Source organism: Pseudomonas sp. IAC-BECa141, from assembly GCF_020544405.1.
GTDB lineage: Bacteria > Pseudomonadota > Gammaproteobacteria > Pseudomonadales > Pseudomonadaceae > Aquipseudomonas.
Window position 1 is genome coordinate 3075073 of the sequence record NZ_CP065410.1, and the last position, 18631, is coordinate 3093703.

Below are 18631 nucleotides of genomic sequence, written 5' to 3' on the forward strand. Positions count from 1 at the left end.
CTTTGGCTCAAAACTATGCGGCCGCAGCTAGTGAGACCGACGCCCTCAGGTTTTTCCCTGCAGTTGATTTTAATCAAACACACATGCGCGCTTCTCGACGAAATTAATCCTCGACGTTCGCGGTCAATGCCGACCATTCCGTCTCGTGGAGGTACGTCATGGCTACTCAACTACAAGACATCCAACCGGGCGCTACCCCCGCCCAACATCCCCCACTGGCCGGCAGCTTACCCAAAACCGAGCCCAAGCGACTCACTCTGAGCCTTCTGGTCGCTCTGGTGGTGGGATCGATGATCGGCAGCGGGATTTTCAGCCTTCCTCAAAACATGGCGGCCAGCGCCGGGGCCGGGGCGATCCTCATTGGCTGGCTGATCACCGGCGGCGGCATGCTATCGCTGGCACTGGTCTATCAGTCCCTGTCCAACCGCCAGCCGGCATTGGATAACGGTGTGTTTGCCTATGCTCGGGCACTCGGTGGTGACTTTCTCAGTTTCAACTCTGCCTGGGGCTACTGGATCAGTGCCTGGATCGGCAACGTCAGCTATCTGGTGATTCTGTTTGCCGCGCTCAGTTACTTCTTTCCAGCATTTGGTGAAGGCAATAACAAAGCAGCGATTGCCGGCGCGTCAGTGGTGCTCTGGTCCTTGCACTGGATGATCTTGCGGGGCATGCGTACGGCGGCTCGTGCCAATGCCTTGAGCACCGCGGCCAAGATTGTGCCGCTGTTGCTGTTCATCGGCTTCGTGATCGCGGCGTTCCGGCGCGACACGTTCGCCATGGACTTCTGGGGAACACCGGGGCTGGGCAGCACTCTCGACCAAGTCAAAAGCACAATGCTGGTGACGGTTTGGGTGTTTATCGGCATCGAAGGCGCCAATGTGTTTTCTGCCCGCGCGGCAGAGCGCGCCGATGTCGGACGCGCCACTGTCATCGGTTTTATCATCACCTTATTGTTGTTGATCGCGGTGTCCCTGCTGTCACTGGGCATACTCAAACAACCGGAACTGGCCGCCCTTAAAAATCCTTCGATGGCCGGCGTACTGCAGGCCGCCGTCGGACCATGGGGTGCCGTGCTGATCAGCATCGGTTTGATTGTTTCGGTCGGTGGCGCCCTACTCGCCTGGACACTGCTGGCGGCTGAATCGGTGTTCACACCGGCGAAAGAAAAGGTCATGCCACCGTCGCTTGGTAAGGAGTCCGCCCGGGGCGTGCCTGCCCACGCTTTGTGGCTGACCAACGGATGCATCCAGCTGTTTTTGCTGTTGACGCTTTACTCGAGCGCCAGTTACCTGGCACTGATTTCTCTTGCCACCTCGATGATCCTGCTGCCCTACCTGCTCAGCAGTCTGTATGCATTGAAAATGACCTGGCAGGGCGAAACCTACGCCGGTCATCGCGCCTTGCAAGTGCGAGACCTGGCCATCGCGCTGGTCGCCACGCTGTATTGCGTCTGGTTGCTGTACGCCGCAGGCCCCAAATACTTGCTGCTCAGCGCGTTGCTCTACGCCCCTGGCTCACTGATCTACCTGGGCACACTGAAAGCCCGTGAGGGTCAGCCTCTTGGCGGTCCCGAGACAGGTTTGCTGATCATCATCTGGATCGCAGCGGCCTATGCGGGCTGGATGCTGTGGTCCGGGACGTTGACGCTGTAAGGAGTTCTTTCAGTCTGCGCGGTTCGCCGACAGGACGTCCGACGCTGCGCCTTCAATCCGAGAGGAGTACCGAAAATGAGCAATTCCTTGAAAAAGATGCAGGAACATGCGGAAGCAAAATCCAGTCAGGTGCCCGTGACGACCGATATCTGGCGCCCACTCGAAAAGCTGCGGCAGCAGGTTGATCACCTGTTCGAGGATTTTCACCGTGGATCATTGATGTCACCCTTCAGCCGCGGGCTGTTTGATGTAGAACCGTTCTTCTCGCGTGACGTCTTCTCCCCCAGCATGCCGGCCGTGGATATCACCGAAAAGGATAAAAGCTTCGAAATCACGGCCGAACTGCCCGGCATGGACCAGAAGAACATCGAAATCAAACTGTCCAACGGCAGCCTGATCATCAAGGGCGAAAAGAAAGAGGACAAGGAAGAAAAACGCAAGGGCTATTACTTGAGCGAGCGTCACTATGGTTCCTTCGAGCGTGTGTTCAACCTGCCCAAAGGGGTCGACGCCGAGAAGATCGATGCGCACTTCAGCAAAGGCGTATTGAGCATCTCGCTGCCGAAAAAGCCCGAAGCGATGAAAGCGGACAAGGTCGTGCCGATCAAGGGCGAATGAATCCGCAGATGTATGCCCCTTGCCGGAAAACTGGCAAGGGGCTTTTTCTTGGGCCTCAGCCTCTGAAAATGTCGAACGGCTCGATCTTCAGCACCTTGCGAATGCCCAGGTAGCTGGAAAACCCGGCAATCAACAGCACCAGACCAAACGCCAGTCCCAGATTCCAGAAAGTGACGATCGCAGCGTAGTTGGGAAGATAGGTTCGTGCGATGACGATCATCAGAGTCACCAGTCCGATGCCCAGACCATAACCGGTCATCGCGGTGAACATGGCCATGAAGAAGATCATGTAGACCATCTCCCGGTTCTTGGCGCCGATGGCTTTCAAAGCGGCAAACTTATCCAGGTTTTCCAGAATGAAACTGTAGAACGTCTGACCGGAAATCGACAGGCCGACCAGAAAACTGATGACTGTCATCATCAGAATATTGGTCCCGACACCGGTCTGATAGATGTAGAAGTCGGCAATACGCCGGTTGAACTCATCCCTGGTCAGGGCGATGTAGCCCAACCGCGCCACTTGCTGCTTGATGGCTGCCTCACCTTGCCGGCTTCTGGGCTTGAGCAAGATGTATGACACGGTGAAGCGTGTCGTAGGGATGTATTCGATGGCACGCCGGTAGGTTGTGTAAAGCGTCGGCACTCCGGTCAATCCACCGACCAGAACCCTGGCGATGCCGACGATGATGCCCCGGTGGTCGTTGAGCTCGAACGAGGTACCGATGGCAGGGTTGCCCAGTTTTGCGAATTCAGCATCGTGAACCACGATGAACGCGTTTTCGGCGTAGATATCCTCGATGGCGCCCTGCTCCAGGGCCGGACGACCGAGCAGGCTGGTGTCGTCCAGACCAATCACGCTAACCCCTTGATATGTGCCATTTTCCAGGCGCACCTGGGCGCTGCCAATGAATACCGGGACGGCGTATTCCACCTGCTGCATGCTGCGCACTGCGTCCAGCAGGTAGTCCGGCAACGGGATGGCAATCGTCGGGGTGTTGACCGCCGGATCGATGATCCACATCGGTGCTCCGACATTGGTGACCGTCGAATAGGCGCGGTTCAGGATGCCAGCGAACATGGCGGTCATTTGCATCATCAGGAACACTGAGAAGGTGATACCCACCAGTAACGCCGAGAATTTGGCGCGATCATTGACTAGGAGTTTGTACCCGATGCGCAGAATTCCACTGTATTTCATGGCCAGTTTCCGCTAATGCCAGTATCGGGCCGGTTCCACCAGCCACCGCCCAGCGCCACGAACAACGCAACCGTGTCCTGATGCCGCTGCGCCAATGCTTGAAGGTAAGCAATATCGACCTGATGCAACTGCACGTTGGCCACGAGCAGATCCAGATAGGTCACCAAACCCGAGCGATAGTTGGCCTGTAATAATCTCAAGGCCTCTCGGGCAGCGGCCTGCGCCTCGGCCTGCTTCTGTAACGTTTGCGCATCGAGCTCTATTGCCCTGAGCACATCCGCCACCTGCGCGAAAGACTCCAGCACCACTTGTCGGTAGTTCGCCGCTGCTTGCTGATAGGCGTCAATTGCCGACTGGCGGCTGTACCACAGGCGCCCTCCCTGAAACAGCGGAATATCGATCGACGGCCCGAAGTTCCAGAATCGTCCGGCACCGGCAAACAGTGAACCGGTGTACGACCCAGCCGCCCCGTAGGTACCGCTCAAGCTGAAGCTGGGAAACATAGCCGCCGTGGCGACACCGATTTGCGCGCTGGCCTGATGCAATTGCGCCTCGGCGGTGAGGATATCCGGACGCTGGCGCACTAGGTCGGAAGGCAGACTGACCGGCAGATCGTGCGGTAACGAAAGTGCTGTCAAGCGAATGTCGGGAAGTTTGAGTTCTGCAGGCATCACGCCTTCGAGCGTGGCCAGCAAGTGCTCGCTTTGACTGACTTTCTGTTTGAGCGCCGGTAACGAGGCCTCGTTAGTCGCGATCAGGCTCTGCAGGCTCAATGTCGCCGAATAAGGCACCGTTCCGCTGCGCACCTGAACCTGGGTGGACTGCAGCTGCTGGCGCTGCAAACCGATCAATTGTTCCGTGGCCTCGATCTGCGCGGTATAGGCTGCCCGGGCAATGGCCGTATTGACGACATTGGCCGTTAGCGTGAGATAGGCCGCCTGAGTCAGCCAGGTCTGGCGATCGACCTGGGCTTGCAAGCCCTCCACGGCACGTCGCTCGCCGCCAAAGACATCGAGGGTGTAGCTGATCGTGCCACTGAAGATCATCACGTTAAAGATCGAGCCTGCCGTCGTCAGCCCTTGCTGGACCGGCGCGCTGCGCTCACGACTGGCGCTGAAGCGGGCATCGAGCTGCGGATAGAAGACCCCGTGACCGGCTCTGAGCGCGTTCTGGCTTTGACGCAAACTGGCCTCGGCCGCCTGCACGGTCATGTTATGGGTGATCGCCTGGCGCACCAGTGCATCAAGCGCCGTCGAGTGGAAAAAACGCCACCAGTCCGGTGTGACCTCACCGCCGGGCACGAACTGTTGAACCTCGCCCTGCGCCGCAACAGTCCCCGGCAGCGGCTCGTTCAGATAACGCTCTGACACAGGCGTGGCCGGAGGCGAAAAATCCGGGCCGACCGTGCATGCGCTGCCCAGCAACAGGCTCAGTGCAAGGCAGAAGCGTCCAGTGCGGCGTAACCGGTCTACCCTTTCCATTATTTCTGACCTATGAACACATCCACCAACTGCCCCGGGTAGACGTTCGGCAGATCTTTCTTCTCGAAGCGAAAAATCACCGCCAGCACCCTCAGGTCAACTTTTTCCCGGCGCTGGTTGGACAGCTCGATTTTCGGCGATACGTAGGGCTGCACCCGCACGAAGGCCAGCGGCACACGGATGTCCGTGCCGTGAATCAGCATCTGCGCCTGCATGTGCTCGGGCGCTGGTAATCGGGCGATCAGAATCTCGTCCACATAACAGCGCACAGCCAGATGCGCCTGATCGGCGCTCATGACCAGCAGCGGCGCGAACCCTTGGGTGTAAACGTCATAGGCCCCCTGGGGCGATACATAACTGCCCACTGCGCTGTTAATAGTCATCACCACACCGTCCGCTGGCGCCTTGATGAGGTATTGCGCCAGCAACGCCGCCGACGCCTTGAGGGCAGCCTGCGCCTGGGTCACGGAATTGCGCGCGGTGTCCAGGGTATCTTTGCTGATCGATTTCGGATCAATGTTGTAAGACGCCAAGCGCTTGTTGTACTGGTCGCGGGCGGTGGCCAGGCTGGCCTGGGCCAGTTCAAAATTGGCGCGTGGCACCGCGTCGTCAAGTGTGACCAGCGGCTCCCCGCGTTTGACCGTCTGCCCCTCCTGCACCCACACCCGGGTTACCGGCGCGGCCACCTGCGGATAGATCACGATATTGCTGCCACCGGGCTGCTCGCCCTCGATGATGCCATTGGCATAGATCGCGCTGGCATCGTTGCTGCTCGCTGGTGCGAAGGCGGGCGGCAGCGGCTGCGGTGTCCGCCCGAGCAGATAGGCGGCGATCAGCCCCCCGAGAACACCGACTACCGCCAGCGTAAACAGCAGGGACTTTTTCACGATATGGCATGCCCGGTTTCGCTGATTCGGCCGTCAGCCATGTAGATGATACGGTCGGCGTACTCGTTGATCCGTGCATCGTGAGTGACAATAAGGATGCAGCGTTGCTGATTGAGTACTCTCTCCTTGACGAACGCGATGATCATTTTTCCCGTGTCCCCATCCAGAGATGCCGTAGGCTCGTCCATTATCAAGATTTGCGGCTCCCCCACGATGGCTCTGGCAATGGCAACGCGCTGTTGCTCCCCTCCGGAAAGCTTCATGGGCAAGATGTTCCCCCGATCCTTCAGGCCCACCACCTCCAGACTCTGGCGGGCCTTCGAAAGCGCATCGTTCCATTTGTGATGCCTAAGGATCAGGGGGATGGCGACGTTCTCGGCCGCCGTCAACCGCGAAAACAAGTGATAGTCCTGGAACACGAACCCGATGTGATCCAGGCGCAGTTCGGCCAATCTGTCGCTATTCAGGCTCCAGATGTCCAGGCCATTAATCAGCACCGTTCCAGAGTCGGGTCGCAGGATGCCGGAGAGGATGCTCAATAGTGTGGTCTTGCCGCTACCCGAGGGGCCGACGACAAACACCATTTCGCCGAACTGCGCGACCAGCGCCACCTGGTCGACCGCTTTCATGCGCGTACTGCCTTCGCCAAACCACTTACACAACCCGCTCGCAACGATGGCCGGGTGGGGGGTCATTATTTGCGACTCGCCTTTTCAAGCATTCGGCTGGCGCGTTCATTGGCCTCATCGGCGGTGCGTTGTGCCTGACTGGCCGCGGCCTGCGCCTGTTCCGCTTTTGAATACGCGGCATCGGCTCTGGATTGCGCAGCAGCGGCAGCGCTTTGTGCCGAATCGATACGAGCATTCATTTCTTGCACATGCTTATGACTGCACCCCGCCGTCATCGCCAGAAGGACGCTCAGCACAACAACAGATAAACGCTTGTTCATGGTGGTTCTCCTCAGTTGAGTGAGCCGGGAACACGCCGGCACCCCTCAAAGTATCCGCCCCCCCTGCGCCGGCACTGTGATTTTTGTCAATGAATGGCCAACCCGGCGTGCCGGTTAATCACTCGTCGCAATAATGTGCGCGTGCCCGCTCATCCGGATGAATGCTCAGCGGTGCATCAACCAATCCAGCGAATCTCTGGTGCCTGATGGGCAACAGGCGCCGGCGCGGCTTTCGGATGGCCGACGATGATCGGTGCTACCGGAACCCACGCCTGTGGAAGATTCAGCATTTGCTTGCCCTGTTGAGTATTGAGATACGGCTGGGCAAAACCGATCCAGCAAGTGCCCAGTCCTTCTGCACAGGCACTGAGCATCAGGTTCTGGGCGGCCAGCGCACAGTCTTCGACCACCCATTGCCCGGGTGCGTCAGCCGAGATCAGGATCAGTACCGGTGCGTGATAGAAAATCTGAAAGTGCTCGTCATCGAGCAACGCGTGAAAGCGCTCTGATTGTGATCCCGGTGCCAGCGTCTTGAGCATGCAGGCTTTCGCCTCGCGTGAAATTCGATCCAGCAACGCTTGGTCGCGAACCACGGTGAATCGCCAGGGTTGTTGGTTCATCGCACTTGGCGCCAAGGTGGCGGCACCGATCAAGCGCACAATGACCTCTTCATCGACAGCCTGCGCCGTGTATTCACGTGTCGAATGACGGCCAGAAATGGCCTGGTCAATGTTCATGAGCATTCCTCCTACAGGGACCTCCGGCGCGGTGCTACACAGCCAGAACGTTGCAAGGGACCTGATACAGAATGTGCTCGGTGGTACTGCCGAGCAGCTTGTCCAGACCGTGGAATTGCACGCGCCCCATGACGATTACATCCACCTGATGCTCGTCTGTGAACTCGCTGAGCGCCGCAACGGGGTTACCCACCACAAAATGCCGGCGATCAGCCGGTACGCCATGCTGACTGGCCCAGTCGAGGTAGGTCTTTTCAAACTCACGGCGCAAGCCTTTAGTCAGTTCGGCGATTTTCAGGCCATCGCCCAGTTCTGCCAGGTATTCCTGCGAAACGTCATAGGCATACAACAGGTGCAATTCGGCATCACACTGGATAGCCAGCGCAGTGGCCTGCTGGATGATGCGCTCGTTCAACCGATTATTTTCCAAGCCGTTCGTAGAGACATCGACCGCGGCTACAACCTTGCGCGGTAATGCATGGGCCGCGCCGCCAAGCAGGTACACCGGCACTTGGCATTGGCGCAAAAGATACCAGTCCAGTGGGGTGAAGAATGCACGTTTGAGCAGTGACTCGTGTTGCACTTCCTTAATAAGCAAGTCGGGATTCAACTCTGTAACGTGATCAGAAATCTCCTGTTTTATGTCGTCCGCCCAAGCGACTTCGCAGGTCACTGCTACGCCTCGGCCAGACAGTTTCTCCGCCTGGGACTTCAACCAGTCGCGTTGGTTCTGAAGATAGCTTTCCCGAACCTGTTTCCTGCTGCCCTCGTCAAGTAGCCACAGAATGTCCAGTGTCTTGACGAGGGCGACGATGTGCAATGTCGCACCACTGGCCCTGGCCAGCGCGCCGGCATGGTTGATTGCCGGAGAGCGGCGCAGGAGCGGGTTGATGATCAGCAAAAGGCGTTGATATTGGCTCATGATCTGTCTCCCGTCAGGCAGGTCGCGAGACCGGCCTTGCTCAAACGCCCGGCGACACTGCCGGACCTCATTCGCTGAACCCAGGCGGGATCGGCGACTCTTTCTCCGGAATATCCGTCAATATTGCCTCGGTCAGCAGCAGGATGCTGGCCACTGACACTGCATTTTCAAGGGCGATCCGCACCACTTTGGATGGGTCGATGATTCCGGCCTCGTAAAGATCGACGTAGCGATTGACCGACGCGTCGAAGCCAATGTTGCCAGGCTCCGCCAACATCCTCGCAACAACGACGCCGGCATCCACTGCCGAGTTTTCAGCGATGACCCTGGCCGGCGCCTCCAAAGCGCGCCGCATGATTTGCAGACCCGTGCGGGCATCCCCCTCATACTGCATCTCCTCGGCGGCAATCTTCGGGACGGCCTTGAGCAAAGACATGCCGGCGCCTGGCACAATGCCTTCGGCGATGGCTGCACGAGTGGCGGAAATGGCGTCATCCAACGCATCCTTGCGGGTTTTCATCTCGGCTTCCGAAGGCGCTCCGACCCGGACCACCGCGACGCCGCCCGAGAGCCTGGCCAAGCGTTCCTGTAGCTTTTCACGGTCGTAGTCGCTGGTAGTCGTCTCCATTTGTGCGCGGATTTGCTGCATCCGCGCCTCGATGGCCTCGCGATTGCCAGCCCCCCCGATCAACGCCGAACTGTCCCTTTGCACCACCACCCGATGCGCCCGGCCCAATTGACTCAACTCGATCTGTTCGAGGGCAAAGCCCAGGTCATTGGAAATCACCGTTCCTGCGGTCAGAACGGCCATGTCCTGCAGCATCTCCTTGCGCCGGTCACCGAAGCCCGGAGCTTTGATCGCCACCGCTCGCAGCACACCGCGTATCTGATTGACCACCAGCGTGGTCAACGCCTCCCCTTCTATGTCATCCGCGATCAACACCAGGGGCTGGCCGCTCTTGGCCACGAGCTCCATCAGGGGCAGCAACTCCTTGAGATTCAGAATCTTGTGGTCGCAAAACAACAGGTAAGCGTCATCGAGTTCCACCTGCATCTTTTCGGTATCGGTGACGAAATATGGCGAGACATAGCCTCGGTCGAAGCGCATGCCTTCCATGACCTCGACCACCGTTTCAGTGGTTTTTGACTCCTCGACGCTGACCACTCCTTCAATACCAACCTTCTCCAGGGCATCGGCTACCAGTTGGCCAATGACCGCATCGTTATGCGCGGATAGCGTCGCGACCTGGACCTTTTCCCTGGGCGTACTCACTGGTCGCGACAGCGTCCTCAACGACTCCACAACCAAAGCGAGTCCGCGATCGAGCCCGCGTTTGAGGTCGATCGCACTGGCACCCGCCACCACATTGCGGATACCGTCCGCGAGGATGGCCTGGGCCAGCACCGTTGCAGTGCTGGTACCGTCCCCCACCGCGTCACCGGTGCGCTCGGCAGCCTGACGCAACATTTGCGCACCGAGATTTTCTTCCGGATCCAGCAGGTCGATGCGCCTGGCGATCGTTACACCGTCATTGCAGACTGTTGGATTGCCCCATTTATTCTGAATCAGCACCGATTTGGACTTGGGGCCCAGCGTCACGCGCACGGCATCCGCCAACTGAGTGGCACCGCTGAGAATCCTCTCGCGGGCGGCGCCGCGAAATACCAGTTTGCTGTGAGCCATCGGATCGCTCTCCTGCCGATTCCACATTCAAGCAGGGTCCATTAACCACTCCCGACGACGTTGACTTTTATCAACAAAGTCCTGCGCAGCCCGGTCTTCCTGTCGCCTCATGCCTGAACGCGGACCATTGGTTCGAGCTGCCTTCCGCGCTTGCATCGCAGTTGATAAAAATCAACCTGCTGGAACCCGGATCGCGTCGAAATGAGCAGGTGCGCTTCAGCAAGCGCCGGTTGTTTTGATCATCTCTGGAGGAACATCATGGACAAGTTTCAGCAAAGCCAAAAAGACAAACTGTTCAAGAACGTCTCACATGACCCTTATAGCGCCCCACGCACGGAGGGCCCTGCCGTTTGCCCCAAATGTGATGCCGTGTATACCGCGGGAATCTGGAGCTGGAAACGCCAGGAAAACACCGTGGTTCACGGTGCGCAAACAATGATCTGTCCAGCCTGTCGGCGCATCGAAGACAACAGGCCTGCGGGTATCCTGACCCTGTCCGGCGGCTACGTGCACCAGCACCGTGGGGAAATCGTCCAGCTGATTAAACACACTGAGGAAAAGGAAAAGGCCGAGCATCCCCTTGAGCGCATCATCAAGCTCGATGACGCGTCCGATGAGCTGGTCGTGACCACTACTGGCATTCACCTTGCCAATCGTCTTGGGCACGCCCTGAAAGGTGCTTTCAAAGGCAACTCTGAATACCACTACAGCGATAGCGAATATGGCATGAGCGTGCGCTGGTCTCGTGAGGAATAACCCGGACAGCGCAGTTGTTGTACATCCCCGACTCGACTACCTGTCTGCTCAAGGTCAACGGCCATGCCCATCAATGAATCAACGAACCCTTATGTGGCCGACAGCGACGCCATCAAACACTGCAAGGCGCTGTTTCTTGAAGCTGATCGTCTCACCGATCAAGCCTACTCCGTTCTGGATGAACCCTTTTCCTCCCAGACCATGCTCAAGTTCTCGATCGCCAAAAAATGTGCAGATGAGAAATACCGGCAGGCTTGGCAAGCATGGCTGCTTGCAAGAAAACACGCTCAATAGGCTGCTTGATCTGCACGAAGCCTGGCGGTCGCGGCATGGTCTTCAGCGGCGTTCAGTCGGGCGTCGAACGGGCATTGTTGATATTCCTCAAGGATTTTTTGCCACTCAGGTGTAGAAAAAAACAAGGCGACCGTGCCCTGCTCTCTTGCATCGTGGCCACCGTCTTCGTTGAGACAAGACCATGAAAAACAACCACCAGTGGAACCTTTCGTACTTCCTGATCGCCTTCATTGTTCTGGCACTCGTGCAGTTTTGGTTTGCCGAACGTCATGCTGTGCAGAGCATTCCGTACAGCCAGTTCCTGCAACTGGTGAACGACCAGAAGGTCAACGATCTGCGGGTCGAGAAAGACCAGATCAGCGGCAAGTTACTGGAGCCCATCGACGGCCATGAACTATTCACTACGTTCCGGGTGGATTCGACGCTGGCGGCGGACCTGGCGCATTCGGGGGTCAGATTCAGCGGCGCCAATGAAGACACCTTGCTCAGCGGGCTGTTGGGCTGGTTACTACCGTTGATCCTGATCACGGTGGTCTGGCACTTTGCGTTCCGCGGTTTCGCCGAAAAGCAGGGCCTTGGAGGGTTGATGAGTATCGGCAAGTCACGGGCAAAGGTGTTTGTCGAACGGGATACAGGCGTCACATTTGACAACGTTGCCGGGATCGATGAAGCCAAGCTCGAACTGATGGAAATTGTGTCGTTCTTGAAGGATAAGGCCCGCTATGCCCGTCTGGGCGCACACATACCCAAAGGGACGCTGCTGGTCGGCCCGCCCGGTACCGGAAAGACGCTGGTGGCCAAGGCCATCGCGGGTGAGGCCGGTGTGCCGTTTTTCTCGATCTCTGGTTCTGAGTTCGTCGAAATGTTCGTCGGGGTCGGTGCCGCCCGGGTCCACGATCTGTTCGAGCAGGCACGCCAGGCCGCGCCCTGCATCATCTTCATTGATGAGCTGGATGCACTGGGCAAAATGCGCGGAGTCGGCGCGTTCGGTGGCAATGACGAGAAGGAGCAGACCCTCAATCAACTGCTCTCGGAACTGGACGGCTTCGACCCTCGCGAAGGCGTGGTATTACTGGCTGCGACGAACCGACCTGAGATTCTCGATCCTGCGCTGTTACGCGCTGGAAGGATCGACCGCCAAGTGCTGATCGACCGACCGGACCGCAAAGGCCGACAAGCGATCCTTAAGGTACACCTGCAGAAAATCACCGTGTCACCGACTATCGATAGCGAAAGGATCGCTGACATCACTACAGGATTCACTGGCGCGGATCTGGCGAACCTGGTGAATGAAGCGGCAATTGTTGCGACCCGCCGCGGCGCGGACGTGGTGGAACTCGTCGACTTCACCGCCGCCGTGGAACGACTGGTTGCCGGCATCGAGCGCAAGAGCAGCATCTTGCGTCCCGAGGAACGCCAGATAGTGGCCTATCACGAGATGGGCCATGCGCTCGCCGCGAGTCACTTACCGGCCATGGATCCGGTGCACAAAGTCTCGATCGTTCCCCGGGCCATCGGCTCGCTGGGCTACACCTTGCAGCGACCGACCGAAGACCACTTTCTTATCAGTTGCCAGATGCTCAAGGACCGGATGGTCGTGCTGATGGCCGGACGCGCGGCGGAATTTCTGGTGATCGGGGAGATTTCCACCGGCGCTGCCGATGATCTGGCCCACGCCACGGACATCGCCCGTCAAATCGTCACGCGTTTTGGTATGAGTAGCGAACTCGGCCAAGCGGTTCTGGAGCGGCGCAATGCGACCTGGCTTGGCGAGCGAGTGCCCGAATCCGGCGAAAAGGACTATTCGGAGCAGACCGCGCGGGAAATCGACCTCGCTATTCGCGCACTGCTGGACGACGCGTGGCAACGAGCCAAAGCCCTGCTCGAGAGGTTGCGTCCTGAGCTGGAGGCCGGCGCCCGCCTCTTGCTGCAAAAGGAAACCCTGACTCCCGAGGAGTTCGCCGCGCTAAGGCCGCTTGAGCGCACTGCGCAACCTGCACGGACTGACGCGGCATCGTCCTGACAAGGGAGGCTGGCGAATGCTGGCAGTCACGCTGATCAACACGTTGGTGGTGATCGTCACCGTGGTGATTCACTACGAATGCCTGCTGCGTCTGAATGATTGGTTGCCGCGCCTGAAAATGTGGCGCCGGTTCAGAATTGTCGTTGGCGTGTTCGGCAGTCTGCTGGCCCATGCCATCGAAGTCTGGGCATTTGCCCTGGCTTATTACCTGATGGCGCATTCCGGCCAGTGGGGCTATCTGACAGGCAACTTCGACGGCACCTTCATGGACTGCGTGTACTTCTCCTTCACGACCTACACGACCATCGGTTTCGGTGATATTTCCCCGGTCGGCCACCTCAAGTACCTGACCGGCCTTGAAGCGCTGACCGGTCTGGTCCTCATTACGTGGACCGCTTCGTTTCTGTTTCTCGAAATGCAGAAGTACTGGAAGGGTAAGTAGCCGTTTACGGGACCGGTGGAGACGTCCATTGCCAGTTGCGCACCTCGGGCAGATCCTCGCCATGCTCGATGAGATGGAGCTTGTGCCGCTCCATTTGCGACCAGTAGCGCGTCCGCGCCTCATGCACCAAGTCCTGCAGCCGAGGTACGCGCTCGAACACATCGAGCATTAATCGATAGCGATCCAGACCATTGATTACAGCCATGTCGAACGGGGTGGTGGTCGCGCCCTCCTCCGTAAAGCCGCGGACATGGAAGTTGTCATGGTTAGCGCGCTTATAAAGCAACCGATGGATCAGCGCCGGGTACCCGTGGAAGGCAAAAATCACCGATTTGTTGACGGTAAACAGCGCGTCGAACGCACTGTCCGACAAACCGTGAGGGTGCTGATACGACGGTTGAAGCACCATCAGGTCCACGACATTCACCACCCGCACTCGCAGGTCCGGTACGTAGTCGCGCAATAATGTCACGGCTGCGAGGGTTTCCAGGGTCGGTACGTCTCCGGCGCAGGCCATGACCACGTCCGGTGTCTCGTCATCGCGGCAGGCCCAGGCCCAGCGGCCGATGCCGGCCTGGCAATGGCGCTGCGCCGCGTCGATGTCCAGCCACTGCCATTCCGGTTGTTTGCCGGCCACGATGACGTTGATGTAATGGCGGCTGCGCAGGCAATGGTCGGCCACCGACAGCAGGCAATTGGCGTCCGGCGGCAGGTAGATTCGCGCGATGTCGGACTTTTTGTTCGCCAGCAGATCGATGAACCCCGGGTCCTGATGCGAAAAGCCATTGTGGTCCTGGCGCCACACATGGGAGGTGAGCAAAAAATTGAGCGACGCCACCGGCTTGCGCCACGGTACTTCGGCAGCGGTCTTGAGCCACTTGGCGTGCTGGTTGACCATCGAATCGACGATATGGATGAACGCCTCATAGCAAGATAGCAAGCCGTGGCGGCCGGTCAGCAGATAACCTTCCAGCCAGCCCTCGCATACCTGCTCGCTGAGTATTTCCATCACCCGGCCATCAGTGCTCAGGTTGAGGTCGTCAGGATCCAGCGGGTCGAGCCAGGTTTTGCCGGTCACTTCATACACCGCATCAAGTCGGTTAGAGGCGGTTTCGTCGGGTCCGAACAGGCGAAAATTATGCGTCGCCAGGCTGTTTTTCATCACGTCACGCAAGTATTTCCCCAGCACACGCGTCGCTTCGGCACGCACGCTGCCGGGCGTTTCGACCGGCACGGCATAGTCGGCGAACCGCGGCAGATCCAGTGCCCGTAGCAACAGGCCGCCATTGGCGTGGGGATTGGCACTCATGCGCCGCTGCCCAGTGGGTGCCAGCGCTGCAATTTCCGGCACCAGAGTCCCTTGGGCGTCAAACAGTTCTTCGGGACGATAGCTTCTTAACCACTCTTCCAACTGTCGCAGGTGAACCGGCTGACTGAAGTCGGCCAGAGGGACCTGATGAGCTCGGCAGGTGCCTTCAACCCGGTGTCCATCGACAAACTGGGGCCCTGTCCAACCCTTGGGGGTGCGCAATACCAGCATTGGCCAGACGGGCCGCTGCGACACGGCGTGGGCCGGCCGTCGACGCGCCTCACGCTGGATCCGACGAATCTTCAACAGCATCGTATCCAGGGTTTGCGCCATGGCCTGGTGCACCTGCACCGAGTCAGTGCCTTCGACGAAATAGGGATCGTAGCCGTAGCCACGCATCAGTGCCGAAAGTTCATCCTCGGGGATTCGGGACAACACCGTGGGGTTGGCGATCTTGTAGCCATTGAGGTGCAGGATCGGCAGCACCGCCCCGTCACACACGGGATTGAGAAACTTGTTCGAATGCCAGCTGGCGGCCAGCGTACCGGTTTCAGCCTCGCCGTCGCCGATCACGCAAGCGACGATCAGATCCGGGTTGTCGAACGCAGCGCCATAGGCGTGTGCCAGGCTGTAACCCAGTTCGCCGCCTTCGTGGATGGAGCCGGGAATCTGCGCCGACACATGACTGGAGAGGCCATACGGCCAGGAAAACTGCCGAAACAGACTCAACAGGCCATTGGCGTTGCGCTCGACCGTTGGACAAATTTCGGTGTAAGTGCCTTCCAGATACGTTTGCGCAACGACCGCCGGCCCGCCATGGCCGGGGCCGGCAACAAACAGCATGTTCAGGTCATACGTGGTGATCAGCCGGTTGAGATGGGTGTAAATCAGGTTCAACCCCGGCGTCGTGCCCCAGTGCCCTAACAGACGCGATTTGATGTCACTGCGACGCAGAGGCACCCTGAGCAAAGGGTTGTCTTTGAGGTAAATCTGCCCGACGGCCAGATAATTGGCTGCTCGCCAGTAAGCATCCAGACCGTCCAATTGCTCGGCACTGAGAAAATCGCTCATGAAATTGCCCGCCAGACCATTCAACGCCAGTTCCCAGATTCTGAAAGGCTGAAGCTCTCGGGACTTGATATAAATCAAGCGTCACCCTCGGCGAACACCCCCACAACGGGCAAGCGCCCGGTCCATTCAGCATCATGCTTCCACAGAGCATTGATGCAGGCTTCTGCATCTTGCTCTGTTACGGGCTCAAGTGACTGCGGAGCCAGTAAGTGGCTGTCGACCAAGGCAAGTCGCACAACTCCGTTTTTTTTGAGCAGCGCTTTTGCCTGACATTCGCACAAGGATCGCGATAGAACTTCGAGCGGAGGCTCTACTTCGGCCTGTTCGAACTCTACTTCAAAACGCGCGGTACAAACGTTCACCAGCTCCCTCAACGTATGGGCAGCAAAGTGATACGCAGTGAAGTATCCAACCGGCAACAGCAGCAAGATTATCAACAGGTGGGTTGCGTCACGTATCCAATGCCTTTTGCCCGGTCGGCGCAGATTTCCAGCTGTTGCTCCCCTGCTCCGCCGCCAGCCTTGCACCGCGTGAATCCCCATTGGTTTGTTGGTGTTCATGACCCGGCGCCAATCTCCGCATGTGACCAGAGCATGGAACCGATGACAGGCTGCCTATTGATTTAGATCAACCTGGCTGCCTGCAGCTTACTCATGTTCAGTAATCTGCAGGCTTAAGCACTTCGGGTTATTAATAACAAAAGAAACATGTGCTTTTGATCAATCAAAGCAACGCTGTTGAACAACTGTGGTTGCACGCGAATGAGGCCCGACGTCAATCAGCAAACGCTCGACTTAAAATTGATAAAAATCAATGTTGGCCCCAATAAGTTGCCTCTCAATACAGTCGAGGAGTCGGTCGATAGTCCGTTCCAGTTGTCTTCCTTTGCACTCAATTGAGTCTGATGGGGATCGAGCATGCACTTCCTTGCCTTGGCAGTTGACTACGACGGGACCATTGCCGAAAACGGTAGCGTTCCTGCTCAAGTCTGCGCATCGCTCAGCGAAGTGAAAAAAAGCGGTCGCAAGTTATTGCTGATTTCAGGCCGGGAATTGCAAGCGCTTAAACATCATTTTCCGCATCTGGATCTTTTTGACAGGGTGGTTGCCGAAAATGGCGCGCTCTTGTACGACCCGAGTACCGATACCGAGGAGCTTATTGCAGATCCCGCTTCAACCGAGCTGGTGGGTCACCTGCGCGCCAAAGGGGTGTCACCGTTGTCGATCGGACAGTCGGTCATCGCTACTTGGCAGCCATTCGAAAATGAGGTGATCAGTAGCATTCACGAGTTGGGGCTTGAACTGCAGATAACCTTCAACAAGGACGCCATCATGATCCTGCCGCCTGGCGTGAACAAAGCGTCCGGTCTTGTTGCAGCGTTACGAGATTTAGGCATATGCGAATTGAACGTGGTCGGAGTGGGCGATGCGGAAAACGACCATTCCTTTCTGTCGATCTGCGGCTGTGCCGCAGCGGTCAGCAATGCCATAGCCTCCATAAAATCCAGCGCTGACCTGTGCCTGACGCGTGACCATGGTCAAGGCGTGTGCGAGCTGGTCGAAATGCTGCTGGAAAAAGATGCCGCGCTGGTTGGCGTCGAACGCATCGGGGTTCAGTTGGGGCAGTCCACCGATGGGCACCCGTTATGGCTGCCTCCAGAATCGGTGATGTTGGTAATTGGCAATTCCGGGGCCGGAAAATCCAGTTACATCACCTGGCTGACGGAAAGAATGGTCCAGGCTCATCAGGGATTCTGCATCATCGATCCAGAGGGCGACTACCTCACGCTGGAAGACGCGGTGACCATCGGCGGCCTCACTGCGCCCCCGACGACAGAAGATGCCGTGCACTATCTTTTGCAGGCGCAGCTCAATGTGGTGGTCAATGCCCTTGCCCTGGATCTCTCGGCGCGCGTGCAGTTGTTTGGCGACCTGCTGCCTTTTCTTCAGCATTTGCGCAGCACTTCAGGTCGCCCCTACTGGTTGATCGTCGACGAAGCGCATTACATGCTTCCCCACTGTTCAAGTTGGCCGCCCGGCTTTCTCAAGGACATCGGCGCAATCATCGTAGCCCTCGACTTCGACCAGGTCTGCCCGGAGCTACTTGATGGGGTCGACGTGCTGGTAACGCTTGGCAGCACTGCTCGGGAACTGGTCGAGCAATTCGCCAAGCGCATGCAGCGACCTTCCCCTCGGTTTCCCGAGCGGACGCCAGGTCTGGAGCATGCCTGTCTCTGGAGCTTGCACGGAGACGACGAGGTATACCTGATCGAACAGATGCAGCCGCATCAAAAGCACCATCGCCACAGCGGCAAGTACGTTGCGGGAGACGTCGGTGCATGGCGATCATTCTATTTTCCTGCGCTTGGCCGGAGTGCCGCCAACCTGACTGAGTTTTTATCCTGTTTAACGCAAATTGAAGAACCAGCCCTTCGAGAGCATCTCGATGCCGGGGATTTCTCCAATTGGTTTCGCAAAGTGATCCGGGACGATGTGCTTGCCAATAAGACCCGCCTTATCGAAATGGACAAAAGCATGGTCCCCAAAAAGGCAATGGATCAGATCAGGCGCATCATCCAATCGCGCTATCACCTCTGAATCGGCCGGAG

General features: G+C 58.0%; 18 protein-coding genes. 7 read left to right on the plus strand and 11 right to left on the minus strand.

Annotated elements, in window-relative coordinates; all coding sequences use genetic code 11:
• Positions 1-158 precede the first annotated feature (158 nt).
• Positions 159-1652, plus strand: a complete 1494-nt coding sequence (gene arcD, locus I5961_RS13985) for an arginine-ornithine antiporter (RefSeq protein WP_085696135.1) — start codon at positions 159-161, stop codon at positions 1650-1652.
• Between the two features lie 9 nt (positions 1653-1661).
• On the opposite strand, the gene I5961_RS13990 is transcribed toward arcD, so the two are convergent.
• Positions 1662-1859 carry a hypothetical protein gene (locus I5961_RS13990; RefSeq protein ID WP_227235645.1) on the minus strand — a complete coding sequence of 66 codons (198 nt, stop codon included), beginning with the start codon at positions 1857-1859 and terminating at the stop codon, positions 1662-1664.
• On the opposite strand from I5961_RS13990, the gene I5961_RS13995 reads away from it, so the two are divergent.
• Entirely contained in the window at positions 1788-2270 is a 483-nt protein-coding gene (locus I5961_RS13995; RefSeq protein ID WP_227235595.1) for an Hsp20/alpha crystallin family protein, read from the plus strand. The two genes, I5961_RS13990 and I5961_RS13995, sit on opposite strands and share 72 nt — an antisense overlap.
• Before the next feature lie 55 nt (positions 2271-2325).
• Here I5961_RS13995 and I5961_RS14000 read toward each other — a convergent pair whose 3' ends face one another.
• The 8 genes from I5961_RS14000 to groL form a co-directional block, all read right to left on the minus strand.
• On the minus strand, positions 2326-3468 hold the full coding sequence (locus I5961_RS14000; RefSeq protein WP_085702076.1) for an ABC transporter permease: 1143 nt from the start codon (positions 3466-3468) through the stop codon (positions 2326-2328).
• The gene (locus I5961_RS14005) at positions 3465-4949 is read right to left on the minus strand and encodes an efflux transporter outer membrane subunit (RefSeq protein WP_085702075.1); all 1485 of its coding nucleotides are present in this window, start codon (positions 4947-4949) and stop codon (positions 3465-3467) included. Before I5961_RS14005 ends, I5961_RS14000 begins: the two co-directional genes overlap by 4 nt.
• Complete coding sequence (locus tag I5961_RS14010) at positions 4949-5836, minus strand: efflux RND transporter periplasmic adaptor subunit (RefSeq protein WP_085702074.1); 888 nt, start codon at positions 5834-5836, stop codon at positions 4949-4951. Before I5961_RS14010 ends, I5961_RS14005 begins: the two co-directional genes overlap by 1 nt.
• Positions 5833-6465, minus strand: a complete 633-nt coding sequence (locus I5961_RS14015; RefSeq protein ID WP_227235539.1) for an ABC transporter ATP-binding protein — start codon at positions 6463-6465, stop codon at positions 5833-5835. The genes I5961_RS14010 and I5961_RS14015 overlap by 4 nt, the downstream gene beginning before the upstream one ends.
• Before the next feature lie 65 nt (positions 6466-6530).
• Positions 6531-6785, minus strand: coding sequence for an Lpp/OprI family alanine-zipper lipoprotein (locus I5961_RS14020; RefSeq protein ID WP_085702072.1), 255 nt, complete (start codon positions 6783-6785; stop codon positions 6531-6533).
• Positions 6786-6961: 176 nt separating this feature from the next.
• The gene (locus I5961_RS14025; protein ID WP_085702071.1) at positions 6962-7522 is read right to left on the minus strand and encodes a nitroreductase family protein; all 561 of its coding nucleotides are present in this window, start codon (positions 7520-7522) and stop codon (positions 6962-6964) included.
• Positions 7523-7556: 34 nt separating this feature from the next.
• Positions 7557-8444: a universal stress protein gene (locus I5961_RS14030; RefSeq protein WP_227235540.1), complete on the minus strand. Its 888-nt coding sequence runs from the start codon at positions 8442-8444 to the stop codon at positions 7557-7559.
• 67 nt (positions 8445-8511) lie between these two features.
• Positions 8512-10128, minus strand: a complete 1617-nt coding sequence (gene groL, locus I5961_RS14035; RefSeq protein ID WP_085702069.1) for a chaperonin GroEL — start codon at positions 10126-10128, stop codon at positions 8512-8514.
• A 258-nt stretch (positions 10129-10386) separates the two neighbouring features.
• On the opposite strand from groL, the gene I5961_RS14040 reads away from it, so the two are divergent.
• From I5961_RS14040 to I5961_RS14055, 4 genes are all read left to right on the plus strand, one after another.
• A complete protein-coding gene (locus I5961_RS14040) occupies positions 10387-10884 on the plus strand; it encodes a BCAM0308 family protein (protein ID WP_227235541.1) in 498 nt (165 codons plus the stop codon).
• Between the two features lie 63 nt (positions 10885-10947).
• The gene (locus I5961_RS14045; protein ID WP_227235542.1) at positions 10948-11178 is read left to right on the plus strand and encodes a hypothetical protein; all 231 of its coding nucleotides are present in this window, start codon (positions 10948-10950) and stop codon (positions 11176-11178) included.
• Positions 11179-11359: 181 nt separating this feature from the next.
• A complete protein-coding gene (gene ftsH / locus I5961_RS14050; protein ID WP_227235543.1) occupies positions 11360-13201 on the plus strand; it encodes an ATP-dependent zinc metalloprotease FtsH in 1842 nt (613 codons plus the stop codon).
• A gap of 16 nt (positions 13202-13217) precedes the next feature.
• Positions 13218-13643: a potassium channel family protein gene (locus tag I5961_RS14055; RefSeq protein WP_227235544.1), complete on the plus strand. Its 426-nt coding sequence runs from the start codon at positions 13218-13220 to the stop codon at positions 13641-13643.
• Between the two features lie 4 nt (positions 13644-13647).
• Here the strand turns inward: I5961_RS14055 and I5961_RS14060 are convergent, their stop codons facing one another.
• Both I5961_RS14060 and I5961_RS14065 read right to left on the minus strand, forming a co-directional pair.
• Positions 13648-16023, minus strand: a complete 2376-nt coding sequence (locus I5961_RS14060; RefSeq protein ID WP_227235545.1) for a phosphoketolase — start codon at positions 16021-16023, stop codon at positions 13648-13650.
• A 74-nt stretch (positions 16024-16097) separates the two neighbouring features.
• On the minus strand, positions 16098-16583 hold the full coding sequence (locus I5961_RS14065; RefSeq protein ID WP_085702066.1) for a hypothetical protein: 486 nt from the start codon (positions 16581-16583) through the stop codon (positions 16098-16100).
• Positions 16584-16940: 357 nt separating this feature from the next.
• Between I5961_RS14065 and I5961_RS14070 the strand changes: the two genes are divergently transcribed.
• Entirely contained in the window at positions 16941-18620 is a 1680-nt protein-coding gene (locus I5961_RS14070) for an HAD-IIB family hydrolase (protein ID WP_227235546.1), read from the plus strand.
• Positions 18621-18631: the final 11 nt, after the last annotated feature.

What these genes read in the sequence shown, in the direction of transcription:
- arcD (WP_085696135.1), top strand. Translation starts at nt 159, where the DNA reads ATGGCTACTCAACTACAAGACATCCAACCGGGCGCTACCCCCGCCCAA.
- I5961_RS14000 (WP_085702076.1), bottom strand. Translation starts at nt 3,468, where the DNA reads ATGAAATACAGTGGAATTCTGCGCATCGGGTACAAACTCCTAGTCAAT.
- I5961_RS14005 (WP_085702075.1), bottom strand. Translation starts at nt 4,949, where the DNA reads ATGGAAAGGGTAGACCGGTTACGCCGCACTGGACGCTTCTGCCTTGCA.
- I5961_RS14015 (WP_227235539.1), bottom strand. Translation starts at nt 6,465, where the DNA reads ATGAAAGCGGTCGACCAGGTGGCGCTGGTCGCGCAGTTCGGCGAAATG.
- I5961_RS14020 (WP_085702072.1), bottom strand. Translation starts at nt 6,785, where the DNA reads ATGAACAAGCGTTTATCTGTTGTTGTGCTGAGCGTCCTTCTGGCGATG.
- I5961_RS14025 (WP_085702071.1), bottom strand. Translation starts at nt 7,522, where the DNA reads ATGAACATTGACCAGGCCATTTCTGGCCGTCATTCGACACGTGAATAC.
- I5961_RS14030 (WP_227235540.1), bottom strand. Translation starts at nt 8,444, where the DNA reads ATGAGCCAATATCAACGCCTTTTGCTGATCATCAACCCGCTCCTGCGC.
- groL (WP_085702069.1), bottom strand. Translation starts at nt 10,128, where the DNA reads ATGGCTCACAGCAAACTGGTATTTCGCGGCGCCGCCCGCGAGAGGATT.
- I5961_RS14040 (WP_227235541.1), top strand. Translation starts at nt 10,387, where the DNA reads ATGGACAAGTTTCAGCAAAGCCAAAAAGACAAACTGTTCAAGAACGTC.
- I5961_RS14045 (WP_227235542.1), top strand. Translation starts at nt 10,948, where the DNA reads ATGCCCATCAATGAATCAACGAACCCTTATGTGGCCGACAGCGACGCC.
- ftsH (WP_227235543.1), top strand. Translation starts at nt 11,360, where the DNA reads ATGAAAAACAACCACCAGTGGAACCTTTCGTACTTCCTGATCGCCTTC.
- I5961_RS14055 (WP_227235544.1), top strand. Translation starts at nt 13,218, where the DNA reads ATGCTGGCAGTCACGCTGATCAACACGTTGGTGGTGATCGTCACCGTG.
- I5961_RS14060 (WP_227235545.1), bottom strand. Translation starts at nt 16,023, where the DNA reads ATGAGCGATTTTCTCAGTGCCGAGCAATTGGACGGTCTGGATGCTTAC.
- I5961_RS14065 (WP_085702066.1), bottom strand. Translation starts at nt 16,583, where the DNA reads ATGAACACCAACAAACCAATGGGGATTCACGCGGTGCAAGGCTGGCGG.
- I5961_RS14070 (WP_227235546.1), top strand. Translation starts at nt 16,941, where the DNA reads ATGCACTTCCTTGCCTTGGCAGTTGACTACGACGGGACCATTGCCGAA.